Below are 15,472 nucleotides of genomic sequence, written 5' to 3'. Positions count from 1 at the left end.
CGTACAAAACCGGAGAGTAAGTATGTTTGAATTAATGAATAGTCATGGCGAAGACGCTGTCATCAAAGTGATTGGAGTAGGTGGCGGTGGCGGTAACGCGATCGAGCACATGGTTTCGCAAAGTATTGAGGGCGTAGAATTTATCGCCGTTAATACCGATGCACAAGTATTACGCAGTTCGTCTGCTGATGTCACATTGCAAATTGGTACCAGTGTTACCAAAGGGCTTGGCGCAGGTGCCGATCCGAACATTGGTCGTGAGGCTGCGTGTGAAGATCGTGAGACCATTCGTCAAAGCTTAGATGGTGCCGATATGGTGTTTATTACGGCAGGTATGGGTGGCGGCACCGGCACTGGCGCAGCGCCTGAAGTGGCAAAGATTGCCCGTGAAATGGGGATTTTGACGGTTGCAGTGGTAACTAAACCGTTTCCATTTGAAGGTCGAAAGCGCAGTGATTTCGCTAATCAGGGGATTGAAGAATTATCCAAGCATGTGGATTCACTGATCACAATTCCGAATGAGAAGCTGCTTAAAGTGATGGGGCCACGCACACCATTATTACAGGCCTTTAGTGCCGCGAATGATGTACTTCGTGGAGCCGTGCAAGGTATTGCTGAACTTATTACTCGTCCGGGACTCATAAACGTGGACTTTGCCGACGTGAAGACGGTGATGTCGGAAATGGGCACAGCAATGATGGGTAGCGGCAGAGCTACAGGTGAAGACCGTGCTGAAGAAGCTGCCGAGGCAGCGATTGCCTGTCCGTTACTTGAAGACATCGATTTGTCTGGCGCGCGCGGTATTTTGGTCAATATTACCGCTGGTCCAGACTTTGCTATTGACGAATTCGAGACTGTCGGTAATGCCGTTAAAGCCTTTGCATCTGAAAATGCTACGGTGGTTGTAGGTACGGTTATCGACATGGAAATGACTGATGAGCTACGCGTTACCGTGGTAGCTACAGGCATCGGCGCTGAACGCAAACCTGATATTTCTCTGGTTAGCAGCGAAGGGTCACGCTTAACAAGTTCGGCGAAGAACTTTACCCAGTCGCGCGAGTCCGCATCGCATCAAGCGACGGATGGCAATCAAGCGTTAAAGACCGACGAGCTGGCGCAACCCAACAATGATTTGGAATATCTTGATATTCCAGCATTTTTGCGTAAGCAGGCAGACTAAGCAAAATTAGCGCAAATTAGCAAGCAAGTCGGACCTGTTTTTGACAGTTTTGTGACAATGCTCTATAATTTGCGACCGATTTTTAGGTACATGTAGATATGATAAGTCAACGTACAATTAAACAAGCTGTTCAGGAGACTGGAATCGGTCTTCACAAAGGAGAAAAGGTCACAATGACTCTCCGGCCAGCGCCTGCCAACACAGGAATTGTGTTTAGGCGTGTTGACCTTGATCCGCACGTTGATATTCCAGCGCGTGCGAATGCTGTTGGTGACACCATGCTCTGTACCTGCTTAAGTAATGCCGATGGCATTAGTATTCATACCGTTGAGCATTTAGCGTCTGCCTTGGCTGGCTTGGGTATTGATAACATTATTGTTGAAGTCGATAGCCACGAGCTACCGATCATGGATGGGTCCGCAAGCCCGTTTATATTTTTATTACAGTCAGCTGGCATTGAAGAGTTAAACGCCGCGAAGAAATTTATTAAGGTTAATAAACCTATCCGTGTTGAAGACGGTGATAAGTGGGCGGAGTTACGTCCATTCAATGGCTTTAAGGTCGATTTTAAAATTGACTTTGACCATCCGGTGATTAGCCAAACCCGTCAACACATGGTGATGGATTTTGATTCAGCATCCTACGTTAACGAAGTGAGCCGGGCGCGAACTTTTGGCTTTATGCGTGACCTTGAGTATATGAACGCCCACAATTTGGCTCTCGGTGGTAGCATGGAAAACGCCGTAGCGCTTGATGAGTACCGAGTGCTTAACCCAGAGGGTTTGCGCTACGACGATGAGTTTCTAAAGCATAAAATCTTGGATGCGGTGGGTGATTTGTACTTATGCGGGCACAGCATCATTGGTGAGCTTTTTGCCTACAAAACAGGCCACGGCCTGAACAATAAACTACTAAACGCCATGCTAGCGGATACAAGCAGTTGGGAGTTCGTGACTTATCACTCAGCTGATGAAGCCCCAATCAGCTTTACACAACCCGCCTTGGTTTAAACAAAAATGCCGCATAACAAAGCGGCATTTTTTATTTTTGGTCCGTAATATGTGTTCTGTTAACTTGCAATTAAAGCCCCTATTTTCAAAAGGGGATTGTGTGATTTATTCAACGCGGTAGAATACGCCGGCGAATTAGCGATAAAGAACACTATGAAACTCACTGTATTAGTACGCAGCAAACGAATTCGATTCGTTCGACATATTAAAGCACGAACGCTGGTTAGCGTTACCGTGTTGTTGAGTTTGATCGCCCTCGTCTCAAGTCGTCCTACGGAGAATATTGACGAATACCTCACGCGTGTTCATGTGGTGAAATCAGGTCTTAAATTAGAACAACAGCGAGTTGCCCAACTTTACGAGCAAACGCAAGGCGAACTTGCGGTGGTGAAACAACAGTTGGCGGCGACTCAAGCAAAACTGCGTGAAATGAGTCTACGCAGCGATGTTATTGCTCAACGTGGAGGCATCGACCTTGACGCATCAGACGTAGCAGTTACAGATGACGATGCTGCATCCGCGCAAAAAACTCAGCTTGCCTCATCTGCATTGCTTGATGCTATTGCTGCAGTGAATGTCGATATGGAGTACCAACTAAAACAACTTGAGGCACTTGAAAGTGTCTTGTTGGGTCACCATATCCAATCCATCAGCGAAGTTGCAGGGCGGCCGGTAACCTCAGGGTGGTTGTCGTCATATTATGGCATGCGAGATGACCCATTTTCAGGTGAGCCTGCTATGCATAAAGGCCTCGATTTTGCTGGCAATCATGGCGACCCTGTGATTGCAACAGCGGCTGGCTTGGTGACCTGGGCAGGTGAGAGATATGGTTATGGAAATTTAGTAGAGATTGATCATGGCAATGGATTGGTCTCACGCTATGGTCACAATGAAGAGATCAAGGTTATCATCGGTGACGTTGTGACCAAAGGGCAACAGATCGCCGTAATGGGAAGTACCGGACGTTCCACCGGAGCCCATGTACATTATGAAGTATTGCGTGAAGGACAACAGATAGACCCGCTGCCATTTGTTTACTAAACAACGCAGCGTTAACACCTGAGGTTTGACATTGTCGAACCCCCCTCGCAGAACATCAAGGCCTACGCTGGATTAACTCGCGCAGGCAAGTAACTTATTAAAAAAGAAATTGGATTAAAACATGTTCGCCAGTATTGCAAAGAAGATTTTTGGAAGTCGCAATGACCGCTTGTTGAAGAAAATGAGCAAAACGGTTGATGCGATCAATGGTTTAGAAGCTGACTTAGAACAGTTGAGCGATGAGCAGCTTAAAGCTAAAACTGGCGAATTTAAGCAACGCATTGAACAAGGTGAAGCGTTAGACGCGTTACTGGTAGAAGCCTTTGCCGTAGTGCGAGAGGCGAGTAAGCGGGTATACGGCATGCGGCATTTCGATGTGCAAATGCTTGGTGGACAGGTATTACATCAGGGCAAAATTGCTGAAATGCGTACCGGTGAGGGTAAAACGCTTACCGCTACCTTACCTACATACCTTAACGCGCTGACAGGTAAAGGTGTATACGTTATTACCGTCAATGATTATTTGGCGCGACGTGATGCCGATTGGAGTCGCTCTTTATTTGAATATTTAGGCCTTTCAGTTGGCTGTAATGTACCTGGAATGAGTCCGGCACAAAAGAAAGAAGCTTATGCCTGTGACGTAATTTACGGAACTAATAATGAGTTTGGTTTTGATTATCTGCGCGATAATATGGCGTTTAGCCCCCAAGACCGTGTACAGCGTCACCTTTACTACGCAGTGATTGATGAAGTCGACTCAATTCTTATCGATGAAGCCCGTACTCCGTTAATTATATCCGGGGCCGCTGAGGATAGTTCTGAGCTCTACACCAAGATCAACAAAATTATTCCAGAGCTAATTCGCCAAGAGAAAGAAGACGAAGAAGGCCAGGAAGGCGATGGTGACTTCACCATCGATGAGAAAGGTAAACAAATTCATTTGACCGAACGCGGTCAGATCCACGTGGAAGAAATTTTGCAGCGGGAAGGAGTACTACCCGCTGATGAATCATTATTTGCGGCGCAAAATATCTCATTGCTACACCACGTAAATGCAGCCTTGCGTGCTCATAAATTGTTTAGCAAAGACGTTGATTATATTGTCAAAGACGGTGAGATCGTCATCGTTGACGAACATACTGGGCGTACGATGGAGGGCCGCCGTTGGTCGGAAGGTCTGCACCAGGCGGTAGAAGCGAAGGAAGGGGTTAAAATCCAAAATGAGAATCAAACCCTCGCGTCGATAACCTTCCAGAATTATTTCCGCTTATTCGATAAGCTCGGCGGTATGACCGGTACAGCAGATACTGAAGCGTTCGAATTTCAGCATATTTACGGCTTAGAGACAGTTGTTATTCCAACCAATAAGCCCATGATCCGCAAAGATATGCCGGATCTCATCTACTTAACCGCAGAAGAAAAGTACGAGGCCATAGTAGAAGACATTAAAGATTGCGTTAAGCGCGGTCAACCAACCTTAGTAGGTACTGTCTCGATAGAAAATTCAGAGTTACTGTCACGTATTCTGAAAAAGGAAAAGATCGCGCACAAGGTATTGAATGCGAAATTCCACGAACAGGAAGCAGATATCGTTGCCCAAGCGGGTAAGCCTGGCGCAGTTACCATTGCCACTAATATGGCCGGTCGTGGTACCGATATCGTGTTGGGGGGGAATCTGCAAGCTGAGTTGGAAGCTATAAACGATCCTAAACCACAAACCGTTGAACGCATAAAGTCTGAATGGAAAGAGCGCCACCAGCAGGTATTGGACGCAGGCGGCTTACATATCATTGGTACTGAGCGCCATGAATCACGCCGTATTGACAATCAGTTGCGCGGTCGTTCTGGTCGCCAAGGAGATCCAGGCTCCTCACGTTTTTATCTATCGTTAGATGACGCGTTGATGCGTATCTTTGCCTCAGAGAAGATGGGTAACATGATGAAACGCTTAGGAATGCAGCGAGGCGAGGCCATCGAGCATCCATGGGTAACCCGAGCCATTGAAAATGCGCAGCGTAAAGTCGAAGGACGTAACTTTGATATTCGTAAGCAATTACTCGAATACGATGATGTTGCCAATGACCAGCGTAAGGTGATTTACGAACAACGTAATGAGTTGTTGGACGAGGGTGACATCAGCGACACGATATCGGTTGTGCGCGAGGATGTTGTTAATGGCGTTATCGATGAATATATTCCGCCACAGTCATTGGAAGAAATATGGAATGTTGCTGATTTGGAAGTACGTTTAAAAGGCGATTTTGCGGTCGATTTACCGTTGCAGCAGTGGTTGGATGAAGACGATAAATTGTACGAAGAAAAACTGCGTGAGCGCATTTTGGGTGCGATCACTGACGCTTATAAAGCCAAAGAAGATGTCGTCGGTCCGCAAGTGCTGCGTCAGTTTGAAAAAGCCGTGATGTTACAAAACTTGGACAGCCACTGGAAAGAACATTTGGCTGCGATGGATCATTTGCGCCAAGGTATTGGTCTGCGCGGATATGCACAGAAAAATCCGAAGCAAGAGTATAAGCGTGAGTCCTTCGAGCTATTCTCTGGCATGCTCGAAGCCCTGAAAGTAGAGGTTATCTCGATCTTAAGTAAGGTCCAAGTCAAAGCTGAATCTGATGTCGAAGCCGTTGAGGAGCAACGTCGTCAACAGGCTGAGGCGATGTCTAAGAAATTTGAGCATGAATCACTGAATGAAGCCGGCGACGCTAAAGGGTCAGCACAAATGCGCCAAGGTCCAAAGGTCGGCCGCAATGACCCATGCCCTTGTGGCTCAGGTAAGAAATACAAACAGTGTCACGGTAAATTGAGCTGAGTCAGTAGGGGCGATTGACAGTGTCTGACGCAATCGACGTTGCGGTAGGGGTTATTATTCAGGGCGGTCAAGTCTTGCTGGCAAAACGTCCTAAACACCTACATCAAGGCGATAAATGGGAATTTCCTGGCGGTAAGATAGAGTCAGGAGAATCTCTCAGCCAAGCCATCGAGCGTGAATTAGAGGAAGAGATCGGGATTGTTGTGACAGTGCAACAACCTTGGTTCTCGTTACGCTTTGACTATCCGGAAAAGACCGTCAATCTGCATATGAGTGTAGTGCATGAATTTATCGGGGAGCCCAGAGGCGTTGAAGGTCAACCCGTAGAGTGGGTGGCTTTTTCCGCACTTGATGAGCTGACCTTTCCGAGTGCTAATACACCTATCCTTGAGCGCCTCAAACAAGGCAACTACCCTCACCCTTAGCAATCAGCAGTGATGACTTCAAGCGTGCACTCAGGATCCCCAAATGAATCATACAGGATATAGCACCCTTGATTGGTCGGGATGCCCGAGGCAGGTACATCGTAACCGAATAGCGTATATTGATTGGTTACTCGACTCTCGAAGTCATCCCCGGAGATATTGATAAAATCGAGGAATTCGAGTCGACTACCGACTTCAGCACGGCTCTCGGGGCAAAGGTTGCGCCAGTCTACTTCAGTTTGGCCAAAACCAAAATCAACAACAAATTCTGTTTGCTGGCTACCACCAGGGTTTGTTGCCACAGGTCTCAAGCCATTGACCCGCGCCTTCGCTTGCGCCAAACCAATGGTCGCCTTCAATTCGCCGCTTATACCCTGCAGCGTAGCTATTTTTGCATCAGACGATAGGTCGAGAAAACGCGGCGCCGCAACCGTTGCTAAGATCCCCAAGAGGACAATAACAATTATCAATTCTATTAGCGTAAAGCCATGCATACTTCGTTTCAACGGTGTTTTCCTTAATCCAGTTTGACGCATACTTCGGTTACCAAAAAATCTTTCTCGCGGTAGCGAAGGCTACATGTAACCTTTGGTAGGCCGCCTCGTTGATAAAATGTGGATAGACAGTCTCTTCCCCTTGCCAGTTTGCTACTTTGCCGTCAAAGCCAGTAAACATAGCATGCCCAGGATGTAGCGGCAGGAAGTCGGCATCTTGTAATTGCGGATGGATCATCGCATTGACCTTACCTTCCGGATCACGAGGGAACTCAATGTTTTCAATAAATTGAAACACTTCGCAGGCTGCAGAGCTGGGTAGAGTCTGGCTATTCCATTGTTCACAGAAGCTTATGATGCTAGCTAATAGCTCAAGGCTATGGAGCATGAGATCCGCTCGACATACACCTTGCGGCTGTGCACCCATTTCAAGCATGATCCCAGCTTTACCGAGGGTACATAGATAGGGATGCGCTGCGTAACTTTTCTCATTTTCAAGCAATACATTAACCGCAGGAAGTTGGTCTTTTACAAAGCGCGCCAAGGCTTGATTAAAGGGGTCATCTGACACACAGATTAGCGTTGCCCCCATATTGCTCGTAGTATTGTGAATATCAATAACTAAATCTGGTTGTTGAGCGCTGTTAACCCCAAACATATCGTTATAGTTGGTAGCCAGTTGCACTTCATTGCTGCTCGGTGACGCTGGTGAAGAATTGCAGGCAGTAAACTGGCGATTGAGATCATCATCAACAAAACGCACGCGCTTCTCAACTGCTAAAGGGTTAGCCAATAGTGTATTGATATCAATGTTCGTCGTTGGCAATTGTTGTTGCACTGTCGACCATTGTTCAACAATCCTAACGCCGGTTAATTCATTGCCATGAGTGCCGCCGACCAATAATATTGTATTGATTTGCTGCGCGGATGTACTCATGATCTAAAAAACTCAGGTTGCTGTTTTTCAATAAGCTCAGCGATGGCTTCTTCGTCGAATTCCATACTAGCGGCCGAATCATTGGCCGGAGACGAAATAACATGACTTTCAGTCGCCCAATCACCCAAGTCGATTAGTTGGCACTGCTTACAACAAAATGGGCGGAAAGGGTTGTCTGTAGACCATTCAAGCTTTTTTTGACAAGTAGGACAGGTGACTTGCATTTCAACAACTCGCAATTTCAAAGTTAAGATCGTCTTCAACCGGACGACTTGCGGTATCGCCTTGCCCAAAATGCATGAAACGCAGTGCATAGCGATATTTATTGCCACTTAATGTCGGATAACATCCAGTATTTACGTCTAAGCGTATGCGGATCAATTCACCACGATCATCACTGAGCCCAGGGAAAAAACCATTGGTTGCGGTAACCGCTTGGAATTGACCGCGTTGACGTAGGAAAGATAAGGTTAACTCCAACGCACTGGCAATGACTTGAAAACTGGACAACCATTGTTGTTTATCATTGTGTTGTTTTTCGTCGGCTTGATTACTCCAAAAGTATAAGTTGGGTAAATCGAAGCTACACGAACCGCCTGGGATCGCGAAACGTTGGCGAATGGAAGCGATAAATGGATCTTCTTTTAGCTCACTGCCGATACGCTTGGTATTTTTCACCGCCTCGCGCATACGAATGATCGTTTGCAAGGTCTGTTGCAGAGCGTCGCTATTGATTTTAGGATGTTGCGACCAATGCACTAGATTACGTTCCTGTGCATCAAAGTCTTTAAGTATGTCGGAACGCACGTCGAGGCGTTCAAACAACTCCAATAATGTAAAGAGGTCTTCGAAAAAATGGATATTGGCCGAATTGTGATGAACTTCGGCATTACCAGCACACTGCTGTAATAGTTGCTCTATTCGCAGGTAATTACGCACTTTTTCGTTGAGCGGAAATTCGTATACCGCTGATGACATAGCCTCTCCCCATTCCTTCAAACGGCACTACACAGGAAAAAGCAAAAAATTTCAAGTGTTTGATGAGACTTGAGCGTACTCAAGTAGTTGCTGATGAAGTTTTTTGACCTGCTGATTAAGTGCTTCTAAGGACTGTGAATTGTCGATGATATCGTCTGCGCGAGATAGACGTTCTTCACGTTTTAGTTGCGCCTGCAAAATCCCCTTCACGGTTTCCTCGTCACTACCATCGCGGGCTAAAACGCGGTCTATTTGCAGTTGCTCTGGCACGTCAACCACCACTACCCGCTGCACCAGGTTTTGCATATTGTTTTCCAGAAGCAAAGGAACCACCAATAAGCAATAGGGTGAATGTGCTTGGGCAATTAATTCGAGCATTCGCGCTCGAATGAGAGGATGTAGAAGATCATTTAGCCACTGTTTTTGCTCTGGCTGAGTAAATACGATTTGTCGTAAGCGAGGCCGATTTAAACTGCCATCTGCTGCGATGACTTCGTTGCCAAAACGTTGTTTGATGGCATTAAGGGCTGGACTGCCAAGACTTACCACTTCTCGGGCGCACACATCGGCATCGACAACATTTACGCCTAAGGCTGCAAATGCATCACTGACGGCCGTTTTGCCTGCTCCAATGCCACCCGTTAAGCCAACAACGTAATCACTCACGCGAGTACCCAGCGTAAGTAGGTTTGCTGGATCTGCTCGCCGTAAAGTAGCGTTAACCAACCCGCTGCCGCAAGGTAAGGCCCGAAGGGAATGGCCTGTCCTACTCCATTGCGTTTAAATACAAGAAGCGCGATCCCAACTACCGCGCCAACGAAAGAAGACAAAATGATAATAATCGGTAAGCCCTGCCAACCAGTAAAAGCACCTAATGCGGCGAGTAATTTGAAATCGCCATAGCCCATACCTTCTTTACCAGTTAACAGTTTAAACAACCAGTAAACACTCCATAATGACAAATAGCCGGCTGCAGCACCGATGATTGCTTCGTGTGGCGATACAAATGTAGTAAACAAGCTAGCAATTAAGCCTAGCCAAAGTAGTGGCAAGGTTAATTCATCGGGCAACAACATGGTGTCAGCGTCAATAAAGGTAAGCGCGACCAGAATCCAGGTCACGAACACGGCCAGTATACCCGCACTGCCAAAACCAAAGGTCGCAGCAACCCATACTGACAATAGGGCGGTTATCAATTCAACACTAGGGTAGCGAATACTAATCGGCGTTTTACAACTTGCACACTTGCCGCGCAACAATAGCCAGCTAATGACAGGAATGTTTTCCCACGCACGGATCTTGTGGCCGCACTTTGGACAGGTAGAGTCCGGTTTAATTAAATCAAAGCGCTCGGTTTGCGCCGGCTGAGTATCGTTATTATTGTTCGTTTCAGCTTTAAAGTAGTCATTAAATTCAGCCTTCCAGCGACGCTCCATCATGACTGGCAGTCTATATATTACGACGTTTAGAAAACTCCCCACCATAAGGCTTACAATAAAAACGAGCCCTAAAAAGAATGCGGGAGATTGGTGTAACAAAGCAAACACAGCGGACATATCACACGCCTTGCGATAAAATTTTGTCTAAGCCTACCAGAACTAATTAAACAACGTTACCCATCTGGAAGATTGGTAAATACATGGCAATAATCAAGCCGCCAATGACAACCCCTAAAACTGCCATAATTAACGGTTCTAGCAAACTTGTAAGACCGTCGACCATATCGTCAACTTCAGCTTCGTAAATTGAGGCTATTTTACTTAACATGTCGTCAACTGCGCCTGATTCTTCGCCAATTGCAATCATTTGATTGACCATATCGGGAAACACGCCGGTTGCACGCATGGCAGTATTCATTTGCAAACCGCCGGCAACTTCTTTCTTGATGTGCAAAATTGCGTCCCGGTAGACTGCATTCCCGGATGCTCCAGCGGCAGAGTCAAGAGCACCAATTAACGGAACACCGGCAGCAAAGGTTGTTGATAAGGTTCGGGTAAAGCGGGCGATAGCCGCTTTTTTAAGGATTTCGCCAATCACAGGGATCTTAAGGATCTTCTTATCGACACTGTCGCGTAGCGATTTTGATTTTTTGTGAGCACGCATAAATGCCCAGCCAGAAATACCGAGAGTAATGGCAATATATATCCCGTAATCTTGCACAAAGCGGGAAATACCCAGTACTAACTGAGTAAAGGCAGGGAGCTCAGCACCAAAACTGCTGAAGATTTCCTCAAATTGCGGTACCACGAAGATTAAAAGAATAGTGGTTACAATAAACGCCACTACGATTACCGCAATGGGATAAAACATCGCTTTTTTAATTTTTGATTTGAGCGCTTCGGCCTTTTCCATGTAGACCGCAATACGGTCGTAAATCGTCTCCAAAGCACCCGATTGTTCCCCAGTACCAACTAGGTCACAGTACAAATCATCAAAATGCTCAGGATGGCTACGTAAACTATCAGACAAAGGCTTACCGCCTTGGACGTCTCGGGTTATTTCACCGAGCATTTTCCGCATGGATTGCTTTGCGTGACCTTGAGCAATCATCTCTAAACTTTGGATCAACGTAACCCCTGCGCCCAACATTGTGGCAATTTGGCGCGAGAACACCGCAATATCAGCGGCGCTTATCTTGTTATTACCACCAAACAAGGGTTTGCTGAGCTTTTTAACCTTGTTGGCAGAAATGCCCTGACGACGCAGTAAGTTTTTTGCTTCCGTTACTGAACCTGCACTAACTTCGCCCTTGCGAGCATTGCCTTGGCGATCCATGCCAGTATAAGTATAGGTATCTATTGCTTTTGCCATACAGGGGTATCCAAATTCGAAAGTTGCTGTGTGAAGTAACGATGCACTGCGCCGATTAAACACAAAAGCCCAGCGGAACTGGGCTTTTAGGCTTTATGTGCTCAGGCTATTAGCAAAGGTCAAGTGGGTTACAAGTTTCGTTCCAAGTTAATACGCCGTTTACATTCGTTGTATCAGGTGTAAGCGTGTATGAAGAGCCCGCAAGAGCACCCGTTGCGTCAGTCGGAGCCGTAATTGAAATAACGCCAGCCGCTACAGATACGCCAGGTACACCAGCTGCCGGAGGAATCGCTGCTGGGATACCGTTTGCACCATTGTTACATACGTTAATGTCACCTTCTAACTGATAACATACTTCAACTTGTGATTTAACGCCCGCACTGGCATTGGTCAGTTCAGTGAATTTCGCCTTGTTGGTGTAGTTTTGGTATGCAGGTAATGCAATTGCTGCCAAAATACCGATAATCGCAACAACGATCATCAATTCGATTAGGGTAAAACCTTTTTTACTAGTCATTGAGTTGTTCATGGTATCTCTCCGCGCGCCGTCTAACGCTTTGTGTATTTAAAGTTTAAAGGGTACCTAAGCCGGTTTTGGGTTTTGCGCCTCGGTACTTGATTCAAAGTATAGATGGAGTTGCGCAACTGACAAGTATGTAAACATATACCTGTGTGTCTCAAATGCGACATCCATTAGTTAACTGATTGATTTCATAGTTAAACGTAACGACAGATCGATGGCGCGAACATGCTTGGTGAGCGCACCGCTCGAAATAAAATCAACACCTGTTGCTGCTAACAATGGTAGATCTTCATCAGTTATGTTGCCAGACACTTCAAGCTTACTTCGCCCTTGATTTAACTCAACTGCCTGTTGGATCAGATGCAGCGGAAAATTGTCTAGCATAATGATATCGGCTTTTGCATCAATGGCTTGAGTGAATTCTGCAATTGTTTCAACTTCGACTTCAACGGGCTTTTCAGGTGCTATTTCACGGGCCTTGTTCACCGCTGCCATGATACTGCCGCATGCTGCAATATGATTTTCCTTGATCAAAAAAGCATCGAATAGTCCGACCCTGTGATTAGTCCCGCCGCCACAAAGCACAGCGTACTTTTGGGCTAGACGTAAGCCAGGAATAGTTTTGCGCGTATCGAGCAATTGTGTTTTGGTGTTTCCCAACAACGTTACATAGTGCTGAGTTTGCGTCGCGGTAGCACTAAGTGTTTGGAGCAAATTTAGGATACTGCGCTCAGCAGTTAGGATTGCTCTTGCATTGCCCGAAAGCGTTAAAATGGATTGATTAGCCTGCAATGATTCACCATCTTGCGCGTGCCACACGCATTGCAACCCGGTATCGATTTGAGTGCAGACTTCCTCAGCCCAGAGTTGCCCACAGAGCACCATTGGTTCGCGAGTAATGACCACTGCAGTTGCCTGTGTGTCCGGCGCGATCAGCTGCGCAGTTAAGTCGTAGGCACTATCGACTGTACCACCTAAATCCTCGGCTAAACTCCACGTAACGAGGCGAGTAATTTCTTGTTTCTTAATATAGTCAGGCAATTGCATGCTGGCTGGGTACTCTCGTTAAAAATAAAATCTGGCGCGATTATAGAGTACGCAGCACTAATTCGTTACCTTTTTGCGTGAATTCTATCTGGCGCAAGAAACTCATACCCAACAGTATTTTATCGCTTTGCATACCGGGATTTAGATTTGCCGCCACATCGGTTAACTGTATATCGCCAAGGGTTATTGAGCGGATAGTGGTTTCCGCTATCATGACGATGCCGTTTGCTGTTTGGGCATAGGCTTTACGCTCTGGGGTCAGGCCCAATTCAGAAGCTAGATGTGCAGGGATGGAGACATCTGTTGCACCGGTGTCGAGCAGAAATACTACGGGTTGGTTATTGATGGTACCGCTTGCCACATAATGGCCCGCTCTGTTTTGTTCCAAGCGCACCTCGACTTGGCTACCATTGCGCTGCGAAGTAGGCGATTGGTTGGGATTGAACTGTTCTTCGAGTAAATCGGCAAATACATAAGTAACGAGTGCTAAGCCGGCTATCCATGCCAGTAGCACCATCCACTTAGTTACCCCATCTGCAGTCGGCTCTTGTTGTTGCATCTTTACCTTAATAACGTCATGCTTTATTACACTATACGGGAATTGAGACAAAATTGATGAAAATTGCTGACGGTTGGTTAATCGACTGCGAGCATACTCTTTCACCTTTTGCCGACGAAAGGCCCGCCGAGGAGGTCTCGTTACTGGTTGTGCATAACATTTCACTTCCTCCTGGACAATTCGGTAGCAATGATGTTGTTGACTTGTTTACCGGCCACTTACAGGCCGAACGTGATCCTTTTTTTGCTGAAATCGCTCACTTAAAAGTCTCTGCACATCTATTCATTCGCCGCTGCGGCAAGTTAATCCAATTTGTGCCATTTAACAAACGCGCGTGGCATGCAGGAATTTCGAGTTTTCAAGGGCGCGAACGTTGTAATGATTTTTCTATTGGCATTGAGCTTGAGGGGACTGATGATATTCCTTATACCGAGGCACAATACGGGCAGCTAGTGCAGGTAACAGGTGTGCTTAGGCAACACTATCCTTTAATAACGCTTGGGCGTATTGTTGGGCACAATGATATCGCTCCTGGGCGAAAAACCGACCCCGGAACAGCCTTTGATTGGGCTTACTTTAGACGCACACTAGGACGTTAATGATGACATTAATTAGTTTATTGCTGGCGCTCGTGATTGAACGTGTGACTGCACAAACCGAAGGATGGCGAGCACAGTATCACTTACAGCGTTATTTCGCTTGGGTGCGACAGCAGGGGTGGCTAACTCCGTCAGCTGAGGTCTGGAAAATTTTCGTTATTGGGTTTGTGCCAGCCTTAGCGACAGCTTTGTTAATGGATGTGTTGGATTCGAGCTTGTTGAGCTTGCTCGCAAACACCGTGATTTTACTGCTGTGTTTTGGCTGCCCGCATTTGCGCGCTGCTTATCGGGGGTTTTTACAAGCTTCTAATCGTGGCGACCTTGTGGCTTGCGAATTATATGCCCAAAAATTGGGGCACAGCCCAAATGAAAATGGTGCCAGTGATACCTTTGGGCAGCAGTTGGTATGGCTCAATTACACTCACTACGCCGCTGTTTTAGTTTTCTTTACATTCTTTGGCGCAGCCGGAGCGGTATTTTATGTGTCTTTTGCATCGCTAATACAATTCATTCAAACACAAGAACAAGCACATACTAAAGATAATACTCAAGTGGAGGCGGCGAGTGATTGGATGAAAGCCGCTGGGACCTTTCAGTATTGGATTGATTGGTTGCCAGTGCGTATTGCTTCCTTGGGATTTCTGCTGGTTGGACATTTTGCACGCGCGTTTTCGGTCTGGGCGGGGTTACTGCTGGATTTTTCAGTCTCAGCCAAAACCTTACTATGCCAAGTTTCCAAAGCCGCTGAAGATACCGAAGCGGTTCCTATTGCAGAAGGTGCAGACATATACAGCTGCTGCGAAGAGCCAAAAGTATTGGTTAAATTAGCGAAACGCAACATGTTGTTGATGGTGATGGTCGTGTCTGTTTTAACCCTAGCTGGATGGCTTTAGTGCCGCTACCGCCAAACTCACATCGCGCGATTATAAATGTGAACGTGGATTGACATTTTTTTAGCGTTTGCTTTGCAATTTAGGCCGAGTTAATCCCGGATACCTGCCTATTGTCTTTCTGACAGAGATCTGTTGGATCAGGTCGGATCAC

Annotated in this window: 17 protein-coding genes; 7 read left to right on the top strand and 10 right to left on the bottom strand. The window is 46.5% G+C overall.

Annotated features, from left to right (window positions below; translation table 11 throughout):
- Nucleotides 1–22: 22 nt before the first annotated feature.
- The 5 genes from ftsZ (at nucleotide 23) to mutT (ending at nucleotide 6,480) form a co-directional block, all read left to right on the top strand.
- Nucleotides 23–1,180 (top strand): cell division protein FtsZ, encoded by a 1,158-nt coding sequence (gene ftsZ, locus CSH92_RS05380; RefSeq protein ID WP_100656584.1) that lies wholly within the window; start codon nucleotides 23–25, stop codon nucleotides 1,178–1,180.
- A gap of 98 nt (nucleotides 1,181–1,278) precedes the next feature.
- Nucleotides 1,279–2,190 (top strand): UDP-3-O-acyl-N-acetylglucosamine deacetylase, encoded by a 912-nt coding sequence (gene lpxC / locus CSH92_RS05375; protein WP_100656583.1) that lies wholly within the window; start codon nucleotides 1,279–1,281, stop codon nucleotides 2,188–2,190.
- A gap of 153 nt (nucleotides 2,191–2,343) precedes the next feature.
- Nucleotides 2,344–3,231, top strand: coding sequence for a M23 family metallopeptidase (locus CSH92_RS05370; RefSeq protein WP_100656582.1), 888 nt, complete (start codon nucleotides 2,344–2,346; stop codon nucleotides 3,229–3,231).
- Between the two features lie 121 nt (nucleotides 3,232–3,352).
- The gene (gene secA, locus CSH92_RS05365; protein WP_100656581.1) at nucleotides 3,353–6,055 is read left to right on the top strand and encodes a preprotein translocase subunit SecA; all 2,703 of its coding nucleotides are present in this window, start codon (nucleotides 3,353–3,355) and stop codon (nucleotides 6,053–6,055) included.
- Between the two features lie 20 nt (nucleotides 6,056–6,075).
- The gene (gene mutT, locus CSH92_RS05360; RefSeq protein ID WP_100656580.1) at nucleotides 6,076–6,480 is read left to right on the top strand and encodes an 8-oxo-dGTP diphosphatase MutT; all 405 of its coding nucleotides are present in this window, start codon (nucleotides 6,076–6,078) and stop codon (nucleotides 6,478–6,480) included.
- Here the strand turns inward: mutT and CSH92_RS05355 are convergent.
- The 10 genes from CSH92_RS05355 to CSH92_RS05310 all read right to left on the bottom strand — a co-directional run bounded on the left by CSH92_RS05355 (nucleotide 6,477) and on the right by CSH92_RS05310 (nucleotide 13,829).
- On the bottom strand, nucleotides 6,477–6,986 hold the full coding sequence (locus CSH92_RS05355; protein WP_240612742.1) for a pilus assembly FimT family protein: 510 nt from the start codon (nucleotides 6,984–6,986) through the stop codon (nucleotides 6,477–6,479). The genes mutT and CSH92_RS05355 overlap by 4 nt on opposite strands.
- 37 nt (nucleotides 6,987–7,023) lie before the next feature.
- Nucleotides 7,024–7,911: an aspartoacylase gene (locus tag CSH92_RS05350; RefSeq protein ID WP_100656578.1), complete on the bottom strand. Its 888-nt coding sequence runs from the start codon at nucleotides 7,909–7,911 to the stop codon at nucleotides 7,024–7,026.
- The gene (gene yacG / locus CSH92_RS05345; RefSeq protein ID WP_420807491.1) at nucleotides 7,908–8,156 is read right to left on the bottom strand and encodes a DNA gyrase inhibitor YacG; all 249 of its coding nucleotides are present in this window, start codon (nucleotides 8,154–8,156) and stop codon (nucleotides 7,908–7,910) included. Before yacG ends, CSH92_RS05350 begins: the two co-directional genes overlap by 4 nt.
- On the bottom strand, nucleotides 8,137–8,889 hold the full coding sequence (gene zapD / locus CSH92_RS05340) for a cell division protein ZapD (RefSeq protein WP_100656576.1): 753 nt from the start codon (nucleotides 8,887–8,889) through the stop codon (nucleotides 8,137–8,139). Before zapD ends, yacG begins: the two co-directional genes overlap by 20 nt.
- Before the next feature lie 51 nt (nucleotides 8,890–8,940).
- Nucleotides 8,941–9,555: a dephospho-CoA kinase gene (gene coaE / locus CSH92_RS05335; protein WP_240612741.1), complete on the bottom strand. Its 615-nt coding sequence runs from the start codon at nucleotides 9,553–9,555 to the stop codon at nucleotides 8,941–8,943.
- The gene (locus CSH92_RS05330; protein WP_100656575.1) at nucleotides 9,552–10,445 is read right to left on the bottom strand and encodes a prepilin peptidase; all 894 of its coding nucleotides are present in this window, start codon (nucleotides 10,443–10,445) and stop codon (nucleotides 9,552–9,554) included. The genes coaE and CSH92_RS05330 overlap by 4 nt, the downstream gene beginning before the upstream one ends.
- 46 nt (nucleotides 10,446–10,491) lie before the next feature.
- Complete coding sequence (locus tag CSH92_RS05325) at nucleotides 10,492–11,700, bottom strand: type II secretion system F family protein (RefSeq protein WP_100656574.1); 1,209 nt, start codon at nucleotides 11,698–11,700, stop codon at nucleotides 10,492–10,494.
- 109 nt (nucleotides 11,701–11,809) lie between these two features.
- Nucleotides 11,810–12,217, bottom strand: coding sequence for a pilin (locus tag CSH92_RS05320; RefSeq protein WP_205662124.1), 408 nt, complete (start codon nucleotides 12,215–12,217; stop codon nucleotides 11,810–11,812).
- A 180-nt stretch (nucleotides 12,218–12,397) separates the two neighbouring features.
- Nucleotides 12,398–13,270 carry a carboxylating nicotinate-nucleotide diphosphorylase gene (nadC, locus tag CSH92_RS05315; RefSeq protein ID WP_205662123.1) on the bottom strand — a complete coding sequence of 291 codons (873 nt, stop codon included), beginning with the start codon at nucleotides 13,268–13,270 and terminating at the stop codon, nucleotides 12,398–12,400.
- 40 nt (nucleotides 13,271–13,310) lie between these two features.
- The gene (locus tag CSH92_RS05310) at nucleotides 13,311–13,829 is read right to left on the bottom strand and encodes a retropepsin-like aspartic protease family protein (protein WP_100656572.1); all 519 of its coding nucleotides are present in this window, start codon (nucleotides 13,827–13,829) and stop codon (nucleotides 13,311–13,313) included.
- Nucleotides 13,830–13,885: 56 nt separating this feature from the next.
- On the opposite strand from CSH92_RS05310, the gene ampD reads away from it, so the two are divergent.
- Entirely contained in the window at nucleotides 13,886–14,428 is a 543-nt protein-coding gene (gene ampD, locus CSH92_RS05305) for a 1,6-anhydro-N-acetylmuramyl-L-alanine amidase AmpD (protein WP_100656571.1), read from the top strand.
- Nucleotides 14,428–15,321 (top strand): beta-lactamase regulator AmpE, encoded by an 894-nt coding sequence (gene ampE / locus CSH92_RS05300; RefSeq protein WP_100656570.1) that lies wholly within the window; start codon nucleotides 14,428–14,430, stop codon nucleotides 15,319–15,321. Before ampD ends, ampE begins: the two co-directional genes overlap by 1 nt.
- Nucleotides 15,322–15,472: the final 151 nt, after the last annotated feature.

The organism is Neoalteromonas flava, from assembly GCF_002807685.1.
In the GTDB taxonomy this organism is placed as follows: domain Bacteria; phylum Pseudomonadota; class Gammaproteobacteria; order Enterobacterales; family Alteromonadaceae; genus Alteromonas_E; species Alteromonas_E flava.
The sequence above is the reverse complement of the archived record's forward strand: the minus strand, read 5'-3'. Positions and strand labels throughout refer to the sequence as shown.

Excerpts from the sequence above, each read along its gene's own strand:
- CSH92_RS05330 (WP_100656575.1), bottom strand. The coding sequence starts at position 10,445 with ATGTCCGCTGTGTTTGCTTTGTTACACCAATCTCCCGCATTCTTTTTA.
- ampD (WP_100656571.1), top strand. The coding sequence starts at position 13,886 with ATGAAAATTGCTGACGGTTGGTTAATCGACTGCGAGCATACTCTTTCA.
- ampE (WP_100656570.1), top strand. The coding sequence starts at position 14,428 with ATGATGACATTAATTAGTTTATTGCTGGCGCTCGTGATTGAACGTGTG.
- lpxC (WP_100656583.1), top strand. The coding sequence starts at position 1,279 with ATGATAAGTCAACGTACAATTAAACAAGCTGTTCAGGAGACTGGAATC.
- ftsZ (WP_100656584.1), top strand. The coding sequence starts at position 23 with ATGTTTGAATTAATGAATAGTCATGGCGAAGACGCTGTCATCAAAGTG.
- CSH92_RS05350 (WP_100656578.1), bottom strand. The coding sequence starts at position 7,911 with ATGAGTACATCCGCGCAGCAAATCAATACAATATTATTGGTCGGCGGC.
- nadC (WP_205662123.1), bottom strand. The coding sequence starts at position 13,270 with ATGCAATTGCCTGACTATATTAAGAAACAAGAAATTACTCGCCTCGTT.
- zapD (WP_100656576.1), bottom strand. The coding sequence starts at position 8,889 with ATGTCATCAGCGGTATACGAATTTCCGCTCAACGAAAAAGTGCGTAAT.
- CSH92_RS05310 (WP_100656572.1), bottom strand. The coding sequence starts at position 13,829 with ATGCAACAACAAGAGCCGACTGCAGATGGGGTAACTAAGTGGATGGTG.
- CSH92_RS05370 (WP_100656582.1), top strand. The coding sequence starts at position 2,344 with ATGAAACTCACTGTATTAGTACGCAGCAAACGAATTCGATTCGTTCGA.
- CSH92_RS05325 (WP_100656574.1), bottom strand. The coding sequence starts at position 11,700 with ATGGCAAAAGCAATAGATACCTATACTTATACTGGCATGGATCGCCAA.
- CSH92_RS05320 (WP_205662124.1), bottom strand. The coding sequence starts at position 12,217 with ATGACTAGTAAAAAAGGTTTTACCCTAATCGAATTGATGATCGTTGTT.
- secA (WP_100656581.1), top strand. The coding sequence starts at position 3,353 with ATGTTCGCCAGTATTGCAAAGAAGATTTTTGGAAGTCGCAATGACCGC.